Source organism: Aminobacter sp. 01T433, from assembly GCF_056398585.1.
Genome location: NZ_JBFTPR010000005.1, coordinates 272,549 through 287,320, shown reverse-complemented (window position 1 = coordinate 287,320; position 14,772 = coordinate 272,549). Strand labels below are relative to the sequence as shown.

General features: G+C 61.6%; 16 protein-coding genes and 1 pseudogene. 7 read left to right on the top strand and 10 right to left on the bottom strand.

Annotated features, from left to right (window positions below):
• Nucleotides 1-81 precede the first annotated feature (81 nt).
• Nucleotides 82-1,482: a DUF1254 domain-containing protein gene (locus AC1DLV_RS10730; RefSeq protein ID WP_476799507.1), complete on the top strand. Its 1,401-nt coding sequence runs from the start codon at nucleotides 82-84 to the stop codon at nucleotides 1,480-1,482.
• A 63-nt stretch (nucleotides 1,483-1,545) separates the two neighbouring features.
• Here AC1DLV_RS10730 and AC1DLV_RS10725 read toward each other — a convergent pair whose 3' ends face one another.
• From AC1DLV_RS10725 to AC1DLV_RS10715, 3 genes are all read right to left on the bottom strand, one after another.
• The gene (locus AC1DLV_RS10725; protein WP_476799506.1) at nucleotides 1,546-2,628 is read right to left on the bottom strand and encodes a 5-(carboxyamino)imidazole ribonucleotide synthase; all 1,083 of its coding nucleotides are present in this window, start codon (nucleotides 2,626-2,628) and stop codon (nucleotides 1,546-1,548) included.
• A complete protein-coding gene (purE, locus tag AC1DLV_RS10720; protein ID WP_476799552.1) occupies nucleotides 2,625-3,089 on the bottom strand; it encodes a 5-(carboxyamino)imidazole ribonucleotide mutase in 465 nt (154 codons plus the stop codon). Before purE ends, AC1DLV_RS10725 begins: the two co-directional genes overlap by 4 nt.
• A gap of 117 nt (nucleotides 3,090-3,206) precedes the next feature.
• Nucleotides 3,207-3,410: a YdcH family protein gene (locus AC1DLV_RS10715; protein WP_067956996.1), complete on the bottom strand. Its 204-nt coding sequence runs from the start codon at nucleotides 3,408-3,410 to the stop codon at nucleotides 3,207-3,209.
• Between the two features lie 238 nt (nucleotides 3,411-3,648).
• Here AC1DLV_RS10715 and AC1DLV_RS10710 point away from each other — a divergent pair, with 238 nt between their 5' ends.
• The gene (locus AC1DLV_RS10710; RefSeq protein ID WP_476786053.1) at nucleotides 3,649-3,828 is read left to right on the top strand and encodes a YdcH family protein; all 180 of its coding nucleotides are present in this window, start codon (nucleotides 3,649-3,651) and stop codon (nucleotides 3,826-3,828) included.
• A 159-nt stretch (nucleotides 3,829-3,987) separates the two neighbouring features.
• Here the strand turns inward: AC1DLV_RS10710 and AC1DLV_RS10705 are convergent, their stop codons facing one another.
• From AC1DLV_RS10705 to AC1DLV_RS10695, 3 genes are all read right to left on the bottom strand, one after another.
• Nucleotides 3,988-4,251 carry an ArsR/SmtB family transcription factor gene (locus AC1DLV_RS10705; protein ID WP_476799505.1) on the bottom strand — a complete coding sequence of 88 codons (264 nt, stop codon included), beginning with the start codon at nucleotides 4,249-4,251 and terminating at the stop codon, nucleotides 3,988-3,990.
• Nucleotides 4,252-4,339: 88 nt separating this feature from the next.
• Nucleotides 4,340-5,587 carry an MFS transporter gene (locus AC1DLV_RS10700; RefSeq protein WP_476799504.1) on the bottom strand — a complete coding sequence of 416 codons (1,248 nt, stop codon included), beginning with the start codon at nucleotides 5,585-5,587 and terminating at the stop codon, nucleotides 4,340-4,342.
• Between the two features lie 78 nt (nucleotides 5,588-5,665).
• Entirely contained in the window at nucleotides 5,666-5,860 is a 195-nt protein-coding gene (locus AC1DLV_RS10695; protein WP_476799503.1) for a DUF1192 domain-containing protein, read from the bottom strand.
• A gap of 114 nt (nucleotides 5,861-5,974) precedes the next feature.
• On the opposite strand from AC1DLV_RS10695, the gene AC1DLV_RS10690 reads away from it, so the two are divergent.
• Nucleotides 5,975-6,985 (top strand): NAD(P)H-quinone oxidoreductase, encoded by a 1,011-nt coding sequence (locus AC1DLV_RS10690; protein ID WP_476799502.1) that lies wholly within the window; start codon nucleotides 5,975-5,977, stop codon nucleotides 6,983-6,985.
• A gap of 180 nt (nucleotides 6,986-7,165) precedes the next feature.
• Here AC1DLV_RS10690 and AC1DLV_RS10685 read toward each other — a convergent pair whose 3' ends face one another.
• From AC1DLV_RS10685 to AC1DLV_RS10670, 4 genes and pseudogenes are all read right to left on the bottom strand, one after another.
• Entirely contained in the window at nucleotides 7,166-7,462 is a 297-nt protein-coding gene (locus tag AC1DLV_RS10685) for a hypothetical protein (RefSeq protein WP_476799501.1), read from the bottom strand.
• A gap of 496 nt (nucleotides 7,463-7,958) precedes the next feature.
• A pseudogene (locus tag AC1DLV_RS10680) lies at nucleotides 7,959-8,757 on the bottom strand (class I SAM-dependent methyltransferase).
• Between the two features lie 108 nt (nucleotides 8,758-8,865).
• Nucleotides 8,866-9,399, bottom strand: a complete 534-nt coding sequence (locus AC1DLV_RS10675; RefSeq protein WP_476799500.1) for a hypothetical protein — start codon at nucleotides 9,397-9,399, stop codon at nucleotides 8,866-8,868.
• Nucleotides 9,400-10,830 carry an HD domain-containing protein gene (locus AC1DLV_RS10670; RefSeq protein WP_476799499.1) on the bottom strand — a complete coding sequence of 477 codons (1,431 nt, stop codon included), beginning with the start codon at nucleotides 10,828-10,830 and terminating at the stop codon, nucleotides 9,400-9,402.
• Between the two features lie 220 nt (nucleotides 10,831-11,050).
• On the opposite strand from AC1DLV_RS10670, the gene AC1DLV_RS10665 reads away from it, so the two are divergent.
• From AC1DLV_RS10665 to AC1DLV_RS10650, 4 genes are all read left to right on the top strand, one after another.
• Nucleotides 11,051-12,661, top strand: a complete 1,611-nt coding sequence (locus tag AC1DLV_RS10665) for a sensor histidine kinase (RefSeq protein WP_476799498.1) — start codon at nucleotides 11,051-11,053, stop codon at nucleotides 12,659-12,661.
• On the top strand, nucleotides 12,658-13,248 hold the full coding sequence (locus AC1DLV_RS10660; RefSeq protein WP_476799497.1) for a response regulator transcription factor: 591 nt from the start codon (nucleotides 12,658-12,660) through the stop codon (nucleotides 13,246-13,248). Before AC1DLV_RS10665 ends, AC1DLV_RS10660 begins: the two co-directional genes overlap by 4 nt.
• A 111-nt stretch (nucleotides 13,249-13,359) precedes the next feature.
• Entirely contained in the window at nucleotides 13,360-13,848 is a 489-nt protein-coding gene (locus AC1DLV_RS10655; RefSeq protein ID WP_476799496.1) for a GlcG/HbpS family heme-binding protein, read from the top strand.
• Nucleotides 13,849-14,062: 214 nt separating this feature from the next.
• Complete coding sequence (locus AC1DLV_RS10650) at nucleotides 14,063-14,764, top strand: DUF1013 domain-containing protein (RefSeq protein ID WP_476799495.1); 702 nt, start codon at nucleotides 14,063-14,065, stop codon at nucleotides 14,762-14,764.
• The last annotated feature ends 8 nt before the right edge of the window (nucleotides 14,765-14,772 follow it).

Here is a 14,772-nt window from a genome sequence, read left to right as displayed (position 1 = left end):
CAATTGATCTATGGTGTCACATCGCCTGCAGCACGGGAGCAGATCATGAAGAACTGGCTTGTAACTATCAGTACCGCGGCAATGCTTGCTGCCGGCACCGTTTACATTGCCGCCGCGCAAGAAACGGCGACGAGCAGTTCGGCGCAGCTTTCTGAGCAGAAGGTCCAGGAAATCGCGCGGGAGGTGTACCAATACGCCTATCCCATTGTGCTGATGGACGCGACGATGCGGCAGGCGACGGCCGTGCCGGACGCTACCTCCGTCCATGGCCGCGCGCCGATCAACCAGTTCGCCTATTTCCGCACCTATCCGGCTGCCGACGCAAAGGATGTCGTCCGCTTCAACTTCGACACTCTGTATTCCTTCGCCTGGGCCGACCTCAGCAAGGGGCCGGTGATCATGTCGGTGCCCGACACCGGCGGGCGCTTCTATCTCGTGCCTTCCCTTGACATGTGGACGGACGTTTTCGCCTCGGTCGGCTCACGGACGACCGGCACGGCTGCTGGCAATTTTGCCTACGTAGCGCCCGGCTGGCAGGGCGAACTTCCCGAAGGCGTGCAGCGCATCGACGCGCCAACGTCGATGATCTGGATCATGGGGCGTATCCAGACCAACGGTCCGTCCGACTACGACAATGTTCACAAGGTTCAGGACGGCCTGAAGCTGACGCCGCTCGACCAGTGGGGCAAGTCCTCTGCGCCGCCCGCAACTTCTCCGGTCGATGCAAGCGTCGACACCAAGACGCCGCCGCTGGTTCAGGTGGAAAATATGACGGGTGTCGAGTTCTTCACCCGCTTCGCCGAATTGCTGAAGAAATATCCGCCGCACGCCAACGACTATCCGATCCTGTTCCGTATGCGCGCGCTGGGACTCGAGCCCGGCAAGAGCTGGGATGCCGGCAAGCTCGATGCGAAGACAACCGCGCTCATCAACAGCGCTTCGAAAGAGGCCCTGAGTGACGTCGTCGCGTTTCTCAAGCGAGGTGGAGAAGGTACGCACGTCAACGGCTGGAACATTGCAACGGATAACATGGGGACCTACGGCACGTCTTACCTGCAGCGCGCCATGGTCGCGCTAGCTGGTCTGGGAGCCAATCTGCCTGCGGATGCTGTCTATCCGGCGGCGTTCGTCGACAGCGAGGGCAAGCCCCTGGACGGTGCGAACAAATACGTCCTGCACTTCACCAGGGACCAGTTGCCGCCAGTCGACGCCTTCTGGTCGCTGACCATGTATGACGAGCAGGGCTTCCAGGTGCCGAATCCTATCAATCGCTTCGCGATCGGCGATCGCGACAAGCTCAAGTTCAATGCCGATGGCTCGCTGGACATCTACATCCAGGCGCAATCGCCGGGAGCGGAGAAGGAAGCCAACTGGCTGCCATCGCCGGCCTCAGGGGCGATCCAGCCGACCCTGCGCCTGTATTCGCCGCGCGCTTCCGTCATGAACGGCACATGGGTGCCACCCGGCATCAAAGCGATGTGATCGGTGACGGCTGCTTTCCGCCAAGCAGCCCTTGAACAACGTCACAAGACGCGCTTCTGCCCGTCAGCTGCGCGGTGTGAGCCGCGTGAAATGGCCCATCTTGCGGCCGGGGCGCGCTTCCGCCTTGCCGTAGAGGTGAACGGCGACATCGGGTTCGGCCAGCAAGGCCGGCACCTTGGCGATGTCGTCGCCGATCAGGTTTTCCATGACGCAGTCGGAATGGCGGTTGGCGTCGCCGAGCGGCAGGCCGGCAACCGCGCGGATATGCTGCTCGAACTGGGAGACGACGCAGGCCGCCTCGGTCCAGTGGCCGGAATTGTGTACCCGCGGTGCCATCTCGTTGACCAAAAGCGCGCCGTCGGCGAGGACGAAAAACTCGACGCCGATGACGCCGACATAGTCGAGGGCGGCGAGGATTTTGCGCGCGGCTTCGCGTGCGGCCTCGGCGGTCTCGATGCCGATCGCTGCCGGCAAGGTCGAACTGGCAAGAATGCCATTGCTGTGCACGTTTTCGGCCGGGTCGAAGGCTGCGATGCTGCCATCGGTCCCGCGCGCGGCGATGATTGAAATTTCACGCTCGAAAGCGACAAAGGATTCGAGGATCAGCGGCACATTGCCGAGCGAGGCGCAAGCGCCATCAAAACCGCCAGAGGTGACATTGCGGAACACCAACTGGCCCTTGCCGTCATAACCCATGCGGCAAGTCTTCAGCACGCCGCTGCCAGAAAAGGCCTGCAGGGCCGAGGCCAGATCCTGGTCGTTTTCCACAGGAATGAAGTCGGCTGTGGATATCCCGATGCCGTTCAGAAAGGTTTTTTCGACCAGGCGATCCTGGGCGACTTCCAGCGCACGTGCTGGCGGGTAGACGGGGACGGTACGAGCGAGTTGCTCGGCAGCCAGAACCGGCACGTTTTCGAATTCATAGGTGACGACGGCACTGGCGCGCGCCAGTTCGTCAAGACCGGCCGGATCGTCATAGGCGGCGACGATCTGCCGGTTGGCGACCTGGGCCGCCGGGCAATCTGCCTGGGGTTCAAGGACAACGGTCTGATAGCCGAGACGGGCTGCAGCCATGGCCAGCATGCGGCCAAGCTGGCCACCGCCGATGATGCCGATGGTGGCGCCGAGAGGCAGCGGCGCGCTCACGCGTCGTCCGTCGGGTGTTCGGCGACCCTTGCGGTCTGGGCGGCGCGCCATTCGTCGAGCCTTGTGGCGAGCGCGTCGTCAAAAAGGGCAAGCACGGCTGCGGCAAGCAGCGCTGCGTTGGCGGCACCGGCCTTGCCGATGGCAAGCGTGCCGACTGGGATGCCGGCCGGCATCTGAACAATGGAAAGTAGCGAATCCTGGCCCGACAGGGCCTTTGATTCGACCGGCACGCCGAACACCGGCAAGGGGGTCATGGCCGCCGTCATGCCGGGAAGGTGGGCAGCGCCACCAGCGCCCGCGATGATGACGCGGAAGCCGGCAGCCTTGGCGCCCTTGGCGAATTCATAAAGCCGGTCGGGGGTGCGGTGGGCCGAGACGATGCGCGCCTCATAGGCAATGCCGAGCACGTCGAGCAATTCGGCGGCATGGCGCATGGTCGCCCAGTCTGACTGGCTCCCCATGATGATGGCGACGTCGACCTTGTCCTTGCTCACGCGCGGCACCCCTGCTTGACAAGCCTGCGCATAACCGAAATGCGCTGCCACCGCAACCAAAGGCCGGCTGCAAATGGCGGTTTCTCAGGCAATGATGTCGGGGATGATCCGGTCTTCGATCTGGCTGATCTTGTCCTTGAGGACCAGTTTCTTTTTCTTCATCCGCTGGATCTGCAACGTATCGCAGCCCATCGCGATCATCGCGTTGATCGCGGCGTCGAAATCGGCATGGTCCTGCTTCAAGCGTGCAAACTCGAGACGAATCTCGGCCTGTTCCTGTTCCGACATGTCTACCGTCTGCAAACTCACTGGCGCACCCGGGGCGCTCCTAAGGCGGGTCGGCGACTCCTTGTCACCGGCCGCGAAGCCCTTATCACATTTCAAGCTGTCAGGAAATGCTACCACACGTTATTCGACATCGCCGACCGGGGGTGGCAGACTGTCATGGTTCCGTCACAGAGCACTGTCTGCGGTGGGCAGGGCTGTGCTCGGGACTTCGAGGAAACCATGAAAGGGAGAACCAATCATGTCTCTTGCTTCCCATCTTGAAGAGCTTCAGCGGAAACACGGCGACATCGAGCGTCAACTCGGTGAAGCGATGAATCATCCCTCGGTGGATGATTTGCAACTCGTCATGCTGAAGCGTCGCAAGCTGGCTCTCAAGGACGAGATTGAAAAGCTGAAAGGGGACCCGACCCAGCACTAAGGCCACGCTCTCGGTCTCCCCTTAGGGCCTGCCACCTTCCGCGCGGGCCAGATAGCCGGCGGCGACAACATCGCCGCCGGGACAGGGTGATGTGTTTTACAAACCTAAGTGGGTGCGAATTCTCCGAGCTTGCCGCCAAGGCGACTTCCCCATCGCGTCTCAAGCATCCCAGAACTGATCCAGCCAGATATTGAGCTTCCTGAACCCGGTAACGCTCACCGCGTAGACGCGGCGCGTTCCCTCGGCGCGCGCGCTGACCAGCCCTGCATCCAGAAGCACCTTGAGGTGCTGCGACACTGCGGGCCGTGACACCGGCAAGCCGGCCGCCAGTTCACCCACGGTCTTTGGGCCGCGCCGCAACTCTTCCAGCAGATGGCGCCGGTTGGCATCCGATATGGCCACAAAGGAGTCGTCAGCTGTCATGGCTGCCTTTGTGCCGCAACGGGTTCCAAATCTCAACCATGAGTCGCAAGGCTCGCCACGTTGTCTCGCGACGTGGGTCCGGCTGCTGTCAGATGTCTGTCTCTGCCGGTTGCCTCGGGTCGAGACGCAGCGATTCCGGTGTCGAGCTGCGGTCGGCCGGCTGGGTCTGGAACGCCTCGCGATCCTCGATGGGAACCGGCGCGCGGCGCCTGATGCGCAAGGCGGTGTAGCCAGCCAACGTGAAATGTGCGGCAGCCGTGGCAAGGAACAGTGCCTCCGGCCGCAAGTGGTCCATGAGGCCAGCGCCAAGCAGCGGGCCGACCATGGTGCCAAAGCCGTAGAGCAGCAGCAGGCCGCCCGAAACCTTGACGAAATCCTCGGGGTTGGCGTGGTCGTTGGCATGCGCCACCGCCAGCGAATAAAGCGTGTAGGCAAAAGCGCCATAGCTCGCCGTCATCGCAATCACGAACAGTCCCGAGCGTGGCGCCACCAGGAAGATCAGGACCGCCGCAATCGCCGAGGCGAGTGACGCGCCGATCAGCACATAACGCCGGTCGGTCCTGTCGGAGACCTTGCCGACCGGGATTTGCAACGCCGCGCCCGCGACCACCACTAGGCTCATCATCAGTGCGATCTGAGGCGTCGAGATGCCGACGCGCGCGCCATAGACCGCGCCCAGCGTGCCCCAGCCGCCATTGGCGACGCCGATGAGGAAACAGGCGACCGAGGCGACCGGCGAATTGGCGTAGAGCCCCTTGATGTCGAGCGAGACGTCCTGCAGCGGCTTGGGGTGGGCGGCACTCGAAACGGCGGTCGGGATCAGCGACAGGCAAAACAGGATGCCGGTGACCATGAACAGCGCGTCGCTTCTGACATCGCCGCCAGCGACCATCATCTGGCCGGCCATGATCGAGGCGTAAGTGACCATCATGTAGAGGCCGAAGACCGTGCCGCGGTTTTCGTTGGTGGCGCGCTCGTTGAGCCAGCTTTCGATGACCATGAAGGCACCGGCCATGAAAAAGCCAGTGAAGGCGCGGAGCAGAATCCAGACATATTCGTTGACGATCAGCCCGGTGAGCAGCGCGATGATCGCAGCGGAAGCCGCGAAGGTGCCAAAGGCGCGGACGTGGCCGGCTCGGCGGACGACGCGCGGGGCAAAATAACAGCCGGCAACGAAACCGCCGGCCCAGGCAGTGCCCATCAGGCCGAGCGCTGTGGTCGAAAACCCCTCTTCCTGGCCGCGCAGCGGAAGCAAAAGGCCGTGCAGGCCCGAGGCGGCCAGGAGGAAGGCGGTGCCGCGAAGCAACGACAGGATCGGCCGGTAGGTTGCGAGCATCTGGTGTCCCACCACGAATCAATTAGGCACTGCAACCTGATGATAGCCCGTTTGGGGCATATCGGTGGCGGGCGAATATCAGCCGCGCTTGAACAGCGCCTCGGCCGCCGATTTGGTCGAGCCTTTCACCGCAAGCTCCGCCTCAAGCCGCGTTATCTCGGCGCGCAAAGCTAAGATGCGCTCGTTGAGGTCGCCGACCGACAGCAGCGACAGGTCCTGGCCGATCTCGTGGACGGGTTTTTTCTTCTTCGGCTCGTCGTCGAACAGCGCCATCTCGCTCTCCTTGATGTCAGACAGGCGTTTGCCTGATTTGCCAATCAGAATACATAGTGCGGTCAATGACATGTAAAGTCCGGAACCCACCGGACCAACGGAGAACAAAAAGACATGGCCAACGCAGCCGAACTTCCCGACAAGATGCTTGCGGTGGCGATCACGCAACCTGGCGGGCCACGCGTGCTCAAGGCGGAAAAGCGCGACCTGCCGGAACTGGGCCAAGGCGAGATCCTGATCAGGGTGCATGCGGCGGGCGTCAACCGGCCCGACGTGCAGCAGCGCAAGGGTGCCTATCCGCCACCGCCCGGCGCGTCCGACCTGCCCGGGCTCGAAGTGTCGGGCGAGGTGGCGGCACTGGGCGCGGGTGCCACGCGGTGGCGCATCGGCGACGCGGTCTGCGCGCTGACGCCGGGCGGCGGCTATGCCGAATACGCCAAGGTGCACGAAACCAACGCGCTGCCGGTGCCCAAGGGCTTCACCTTCACCGAAGCTGCCGCCGTGCCCGAAACCTTCTTCACCGTCTGGCACAATGTGTTCGAGCGCGGCGCGCTCAAGGCGGGCGAAACGCTTCTGGTGCATGGCGGCTCGTCGGGCATCGGCACGACGGCGATCCAGCTCGCCTCGGCTTTTGGCGCCTATGTGATCGCCACCGCAGGCTCGGAGGAGAAGTGCGCCGCCTGCCTGAAGCTCGGGGCCGATCGCGCAATCAATTACAAAACGGAAGAATTCGTCCAGGCGGTGAAGGACGCCACCGACGGCAAGGGCGCCAATGTCATCCTCGACATGGTCGGCGGCGACTATGTCGGGCGCAATTATCATGCGGCCGCCGTCGATGGGCGCATCGTGCAGATCGCGACGCAAGGGGGCGCGGTGGCGAGTGCCGATTTCTCACGGCTGATGGTCAAACGGCTGACCCATACCGGCTCGACGCTTCGGCCGCGCACCACCGAGTTCAAGGGCGCAATCGCTGCAGCACTCGAAGCCCAGGTGTGGCCGCTGCTGGCCGTCCGCCGCGTCGCACCCGTCATGGACATGATTTTTCCGCTCCGGGAAGCCTGGCGGGCGCATGAGCGCATGGAAGAGGGCGAGCACATCGGCAAGATCGTGCTGGATGTAGGGTGAGGTTTTTTCTCCCTCCCCCTTGTGGGGAGGGCCGGGGTGGGGGTTTTTTTCCCCCGGCGCAAACAAGGGTACCCCCACCCTTTATCCCTCCCCACAAGGGGGAGGGAATTGCCCCCTCTCCGCCTCGCTGCGCTCGGCACCTCTCCCCCAGAGGGGGCGAGGAACCCAGGTCCTGAAAGGTCACCGCCAGCCATTGGCGAGCTGGGTGGCGAACAGGAACATGCCTTCGATGCGGCGGTCGGCGTCGCGGCCCAGCGGCACCGGGCAGAAGCCGGCGCGGCCGAATTCGGTCGGTGAGGCACGGCAGCGGCCGAAATTGCGGCATTCGCGGCGCTGGCATTTTTGGTGCGCGCCTTCCATGGTGGCGGCGATGCTGACGGCGAGCACGAGCGCGTTGTGCATGGAATAGGGCAGGTGGCCGTAGCCCGGCAGCGGCGGGTCGATGATTTCGGTCTCTTGCTTGCGTTTCCTCGACATGACGATGTCTCCGGTTGACGGCCCGCGTGGGTCTTTTCGGGCGCGGGCAGGGTGGTTGGGGAAAATTTGGGCGCACAAAAGTGTCCCGCGCTGTTGAAGCCGGGATTGGGAACCGGACGCATGGCCTTGCGTCTCTGTGATGCTAGTGCGTGACGCGCAGCCATGCGTCCGCCAGCGCTCTTGCCCCGCTCAGACGCCTCGGCTTTCACCGTCAGCCGCCGCAAGGCCCGGACTTGGGGGCTCATCACCCAGCAGGGGCACCGTATCCCCTGCCAGCCCGGACGCCGTCACCCTCCCCAGGCATCCGGTTCATGACCCGGGTTCCCTGAGGGCGATGGGTGGATTATCGCTGAGGTGCGAAGGGGTGTGGAAAAGAAAATTTTCAAACTGAGGCGGTGGCGGTCGAAAGCCTCTGGGAAAGTCAGCTATTTCAATACGTTGGGATGGTCAGCCGAAATACTATGGCGCCAAAACGCGGAAAATCTATCCACGGTGATTAGGGAACAACGCCCCGGCAGGCCCAGGCCACGTTTGCGAACGACCTCGGACCGTCGGGCTGGCCGGCCTCATAAGCGCTGCGCACGGCGGCTTCGGTTGCCGCCTGCTGTGCGGCGTCGAGTGCCGCCACATATTTGCCCAATGGCCCTTCGCCTGATGCGATCGGCGCCCAGTAATCGTCGAACGACTGGTAGTCCATGCGGATCAAAAGCGAGGTTTCCGCCACGTCCTTCAGCCCATTTTCGATGAAGCTGTGCTTCATTTCGCCAGGCCGCATCATCGGCTGGAAACAATAGCGATTGCGCAGCTGGCGCCCGCCTTCGCTCAGCGCCGCCATGGTGTCGATCATCATGCGCATGCCGGGCATGCCGCCGAGATGATCCCAGACGGCGGCCGCGACCACACCGCCAGGGCGCACGACGCGACGCATTTCAGCGATCGCCTTGCCGGCCTCGGGCACGAAGTGGAGGACCAGCAGCGACAGCGCGATCGAAATAGCCGTCTTCGAATGGCAGCGCGCAGGCGTCCGCCTGCTGGATTGTGATGCGCGGATCACTGTTGCGCCGGATCGCTTCCTCGACAAAGATGGGCGAGTAGTCGATCGCGGCGATCTCACTGAGATTGGCGGCCCTGGGCAGCGCAAAGGTCACACTGCCGGTGCCGCAGCCAACGTCGACAATCTTTTCGCCATCGGCGAGGCCGGCGAAGTCGATCAGCAGAGGCGCGAGCTTCTGGCTCCAGCGCCCCATGAGTTGCTCATAACCAGCCGCGCTTTGGACGTTGAAGCTTGATGTCATCGGAGCATCCCCGCTGAGGGCATGGTAATCCGAAGTGGGGGGCGTTGCCAAGGCGGCGTAGGCCACCCCACTCAGTCGCCTTAGTGCTTCCGTACCGTCAGTCGTCTTCTACGCGATATTAGGAAGCGGCGTAGGTGTAGGGATTTCTCTGAGCTGACGATAGGCGGCCTTTGCCCGATCAAGCCGTCCATCGCTGGCCTTCTCGGGCTTACGACGGGCCGTCTCTTCCCAGGGGTCATCTTCGTTTCCGTTGCCGACGCCTTCTACTTCGAAAAGAAATGCGGCGGTTGCAGCTAATTCAAGTTCAATGGCGCCAACTTTAGCTGCGGCAGAAACAAATGCTACCCGATCTGGATTTGGGACCCTTTCCTGTGGGAGGGCCGTAAAAACAGAGTACCAGCCGCCCCAATCTGTTCGCCGTTCTTCCTCCCTCACCAATCTTAAGCCGGTTGCCAACTTCATGGCGTCCGCAAGATCTTCGCTAAATGGGCCATAGTGCCGGTATTCAAATTCAAATTCATCAGAGAGGCCAGCTAAGTGAGTTAGAAAAACTACCTTCTGAAGACGAGTACGCCCGACCAATTCTCCGCCAGCATCCAAGACAAAGGAGGCCGCCCTTTCATGGAGGTCATAGGCTGACATTTATCTTTCTCCTTCTGATGTCTGTAGAATCTTTGTAATCATCATTCGAGCTTCGGTGTCATCGTCGTCTATATAGACACGGTTCACTTCAAATGAATCAGCACCCGAAACTACTGATGAGAGATGGGCCATGTCCTCTATAGAATCTAATCTTCTTATAAGTATTTGATTTAAAGGTGTTTGAGAGTCTTGGAATTTTTTGTACGGAGATCTTTTATATTGATCTACGAGAATCTCTTTTTTGCCTTTATTCTCTCTGGCAGCCGCAGTTTCTTCAATCTCTTTTATTGCTGATTTAACCTTAATGGTGATTTTTGCTTCGCGCTCGCGTCGATCATCGGCAGTCATTCCGCGCTTTATCGGAGTTTTCCCTTCGATCGCTTGTCGAATGTCTATGCACTTAAGAAGATTTCTATTCTGAAGTCGTCTTGCGTACTCCGAAACTGTTTTGTCTTCTGACTCGCACAGAAAATGTAGGCTACCCCAAAAAACGGCGTCGTCTAATTGAAGAGCCTTCTCAAGGTTATCTGGGTCTGAAAGGAAAGCAATTATTGGATGGTTATTAGGAAGTCCGCTTGACGTCGAATTCTCCGATTTAACAAGTTTATGTATTCTTAGGATAAGAGCAGACAATATTTTTTCTGCTCCACGAGTTGTTTTATGTAGATAAACATTTGGGTAAAGTTGAAATAGAGAGAGTATATAATGTTCGGCTGCATGGAACGCTTTTGGGCCGAGAACGAGTGTCTTAACGTCACCCGCGGCTTCTTCGTCTGCGTTTGTCGGGACGGTGCCCACTTCGAGGTTTGCGAGAATCCAAGTGGAGTCTACGCCGCTTCCTTGAACGCCGGTCATTAGCCGGTCTCGTTGCATATAATCCAGTCGATCTGCATCGAACTGGCTTGAAACAACCGAGTCGAACAGATTGCCAGGATTTTTGTTGCGAATTACGTCTGCTACTTCATCTGAAAAGCTGCGACCAAGTTCGCTATTAAATACTTCGCTGACCTCCGAGTTGCGGATTAGGGCGTCGCTTACGTTTTCGTGCATCGCCATGGATAGGCCAAGCTTTTTCCCGACATCTTCAAACGCGTGGCTGAACATTCCGTGTCCCAAATCATGGACAAGCGCGGCTGCCAAAGCCACGTGGGACTGATGAGTACGTTTGGTCGGGTCGCTTTCGATTATAGCCATCAATGCACGTGCTATGTGAAAAACGCCGACTGAGTGTGCGAAACGAGTATGCGTTGCGCCTGGGAATACAAACTCAGAGAAGCCAAGCTGACGAATTCGCCGAAGACGCTGGAACGGGCGAGTTTGAAGGACGCGCCACATCGTCTGCTCGAATTGTCCGATGTCGAATTCGATCAAATTATGGAGTGGGTCACGAATCCGTTGAGGTTTCGCTCTGCCAACTGTTCCTAAAGGCATCTGCCCATCCCTAAGCGAATCATGATCGCTTGTGCAGCTTGCAATAGGAGATGCTAGACGTGAATGCATTGAAAATCTCACGTGATATTTATCGTTGCAAGGTAGCATGGCATGAACGAAAAGGGAACAAATCTCTCATGTTAGCTGTCATTGCCAGCCCACTGCCCAGCTGTCCAAGGCTTGGCCTGGATGAACTGTTGCTTCGCAGTGCTGATCTCGCGTGACAAAAAACCTGACAAGAACCTGGCTCTTCGGCCTCGCGCTCTGGCTCGCGGCACTTTTGGCGTTTGCGCTCTATTCGGTGGAGACGTCCAGGGCGCGGCTGGCGGGGGAGTTGGAGGTCACCGGGCGGACGTTGCACCGGCTGATTTCGCAACGCGCAGCACAGCATGATGCGCATATGACCAGCCTGATCGCGCTGACCAGCGGGGCGGAGCCAGCACCTTTGGGCGCCGTGCGGCAGGTGATGGAGAGCATATCAAGGTTTTATCCGCGCATCGCCTGGATCGCGCTGGTTTCGCTCGATGGCGGTGGCGGCAGCACCGGCCCGGGGGCGGCGGCTGGGGCAAGCCTCGGTGCGGGGGGCGGGGTCAGGATGCTGGTCGAGGTGCCCGAAGGCGGGGGCGAGAATCTTGCGCCTTTGCGCGGGGCGATAAGCGAACAGCTGCGCGGCAAGATATCAGTGCATGCGAGTGGGAACGGGCGCTATCTGCTGGCCAAGCGGGCGCCGGCACCTTCCGATGCGGTGCTGGTGTTCGGCATCGACGCAGCACTTCTGCTGGAGCCGGAGGAGCGGCCTGATTGGGCGCATCTGAGGCTCACGCTTGACGGGCAGGCGCTGCTCGACCTGCCTGCGGAGGATGCTTTGGGCGCGGGCGCTTCGTTTGTGGCCGCACCGCATTTCGAAAAGGTGATCGACGGCGAGGGGCAGAAGATCCTGCTTTCGCTCGACCGGGCCTTGCCGCTCGACGCGCTTTTGCCGTGGCGGTCGTTGCTTGGGTTTGCCGTCTTGGCCGGGTTGGCGTCGTTTGCGCTGATGTTTGCGCTCAGGCAGCGGGCGGCGGCGCAAAGATCGCAACAAGTGGCACGGCAGGCGGAGGCGCGGGCGCTTTTGCAGGAGCGGGAAACGCTTCTGGCGCATGCCTCGCGCGTCAACGCCATGGGGGAGCTGGCGTCGGGGATCGCGCATGAGCTGACCCAGCCGCTGACGGCGGTGCTGAGCCGCAGCCAGGCGGCACTCAGGCTTGCGGGTGCCGAAAAACCCGATCTCGGGCTGATTTCTGAGGCGCTTGACGTCAATGTGCGCGAGGCCAAGCGCGCCGGCGAGATGCTGAAGCGGATGCGCGACTATGCCTCCAACAAGGCGCCGGAGCCAAAGCCAAGCGCACTCAACGGGATCGTGAGCGAGATAGTGGCGCTGACGGCTGCCGATCTCGAACGGCGCGGGATCAGGCTGGAGCTGGAGCTTGCGGCGGAGGCGCCGGAGGCGGTGGTCGACGCAATCGAGATGGAGCAGGTGCTGCACAATCTGATCCGCAACGCGGCCGATGCGCTGGAAGGGGCCGGGATTTTGGACGCGCGGATTTCGATCGCGACGAAGGTCGTGGGTGCAGACGTAAAGATCGAGGTGGCGGATAATGGGCCAGGCATCGCGGCAGAGGTGCTGCCAAAGCTGTTTGTGCCGTTCTTCACCACCAAGGCCGACGGGATGGGGCTGGGGCTGTCCTTGTGCCGGACGCTGGTGGAGCGGGTCGACGGGCGGATCGAGGCGGAAAATGGCGCGGGTGGCGGAGTGCGGTTCGTGATTACATTGCCGAGGGTCGAGGCATGAGCAGGTATCAGGTCTATCTGATCGACGATGACGAGGCGGTGCGCGAGGCGATCGCGTTTTTGCTCGGCACCTATGGGATTTCGGTCGAGAGCTTTGGCGACCCCAAGACGTTTCTGGCGCATGTCGACGAGGGCAGGCCGGGCGTGCTGGTGGTCGATTTGCGCATGCCCGAGGTTTCCGGCCTTCAGCTGTACCAGAAGCTTGGCGAGCGCGGCATCGACTGGCCGACTGTCATGATCACCGGCCATGGCGACGTCGCCGCCTGCAGGCGCGCCTTCAAGGCCGGCATCCAGGATTTTCTGACCAAGCCGGTCGATGGCGAGGTGCTGGTCGAAGCGCTGCAGCAGGGGTTTGCGAGCCTCGACGCGCGGCTGGAAAAGCGCGAGGCGCGCGCGCTTCTGGCGAAGCTCACGGAGCGCGAGCGCGAGGTGCTCGACATGGTGGCCAGGGGTTGGGCGAGCAAGGAGGTGGCGCAAGCACTCGACGTGTCGGTGCGCACCATCGACGCGCACCGGGCGAAGATCGCGGAGAAGCTGGGCACGAGCTCGGTGGCGGAGTTCGTGCGGCTGAGCCTAGTGGAGAAGTAGGTAGTATTACCTAGGGCAGGTGGTGGCATCGCGGATTCTGCCGTGTGGGCGGTTTGGCTAGTTCTGGCCTCGGACAAGCGAAACGCTTTTTCCGAACAAAGGACCCGAACCATGATCAAGTGCATCCTCCTCGCCGCTTCCGCCCTCGTTGCCGTTTCCGGTGCCGCTTCCGCCCAGGTGCTGACCGAGAAGAACATCTCGTCGAGCCTCGCCGTCGAGATCGCCCAGAACGCCGTCGCCGCCTGCGCCGCCGACAAGTACAATGTGACTGCCGCCGTGGTCGACCGCGCCGGCGTGCTGCGCGCGCTGGTCCGCGCCGACAATGCCGGCACGCATACGGTCGAAGCCGCGCGCGCCAAGGCGTTCACCTCCTCGTCGTCGCGCACGCCGACCTCGAAGATGGCCGAAAACGTCGCCAAGAACCCGGCCGCTGCTGAGCTGGTCAACATCGAGGGCTTTCTGGTTCTGGCCGGCGGCGTGCCGATCAAGTCAGGGGATGCTGTGATCGGCGCTGTCGGTGTCGGTGGCGCACCTGGCGGCAATTTCGACGAGGCTTGCGCTGTCGCGGCACTTGAAAAGGTCGCCGACCAGCTGAAGTAAGCTGTTGGTTTGACGACCAGCCCCGCTCCCGGTTTGATCGGGAGCGGGGCTTTTTTGCGTGTCGCAGCCGGCGAAGAGGCCTGTTTGGCGGCAGTTCCAAAATCGTTGCGGTGGCCGGCGAATACGTCTATATACGGGCCGAATTTCCCATTTTCTGGTGGTCTTGATCCACCGCCCGCGTGAGGGACGCGGGCGAGCGAAGAGGATATATCGCATGGCCAATACGCTGCTTATGCCCAAGGCGACCGCTGTCTGGCTGGTCGACAATACCGGGCTGTCGTTCGACCAGATCGCGCAGTTCTGCTCGCTGCACCCGCTCGAGGTGAAGGCGATCGCCGACGGCGAATCGGCCCAGGGCATCAAGGGCATGGACCCGATCATGACCGGCCAGCTGACGCGCGCCGAGATCGCCAAGGGCGAAGGCGACATCAACCACCGCCTGAAGCTGTCGGAGCCCAAGGTTCGCGTGCCCGAGACCAAGCGCAAGGGGCCGCGCTACACGCCGCTGTCCAAGCGCCAGGATCGCCCGAACGCCATCTACTGGCTGGTCAAGAACCATCCCGAGCTCAAGGACGCGCAGATTTCGCGCCTGGTCGGCACGACCAAGGCGACGATCGAGCAGATCCGCGAGCGCAAGCACTGGAACATGGCGACGCTGTCGCCGCTCGATCCGGTGGCGCTTGGCCTGTGCTCGCAGATCGACCTCGACATCGAAGTGCAGCGCGCCTCGCGCGGCCGCGAAGCTGCGGCACCGACCGGCGATACGCTGCTGCCAGCATCGCTGACCGAGCGCCTGACGCCGGAGCAGGCCGCCCCCAAGGACGAAGACAGGGAGCTCGACGCCAACGCGGTGTTCGCCAAGCTCACCGCGCTTCGGTCGAAGACGCCAGACGAAGACGAAGACGACAAGTTCTGAGCTCTTCG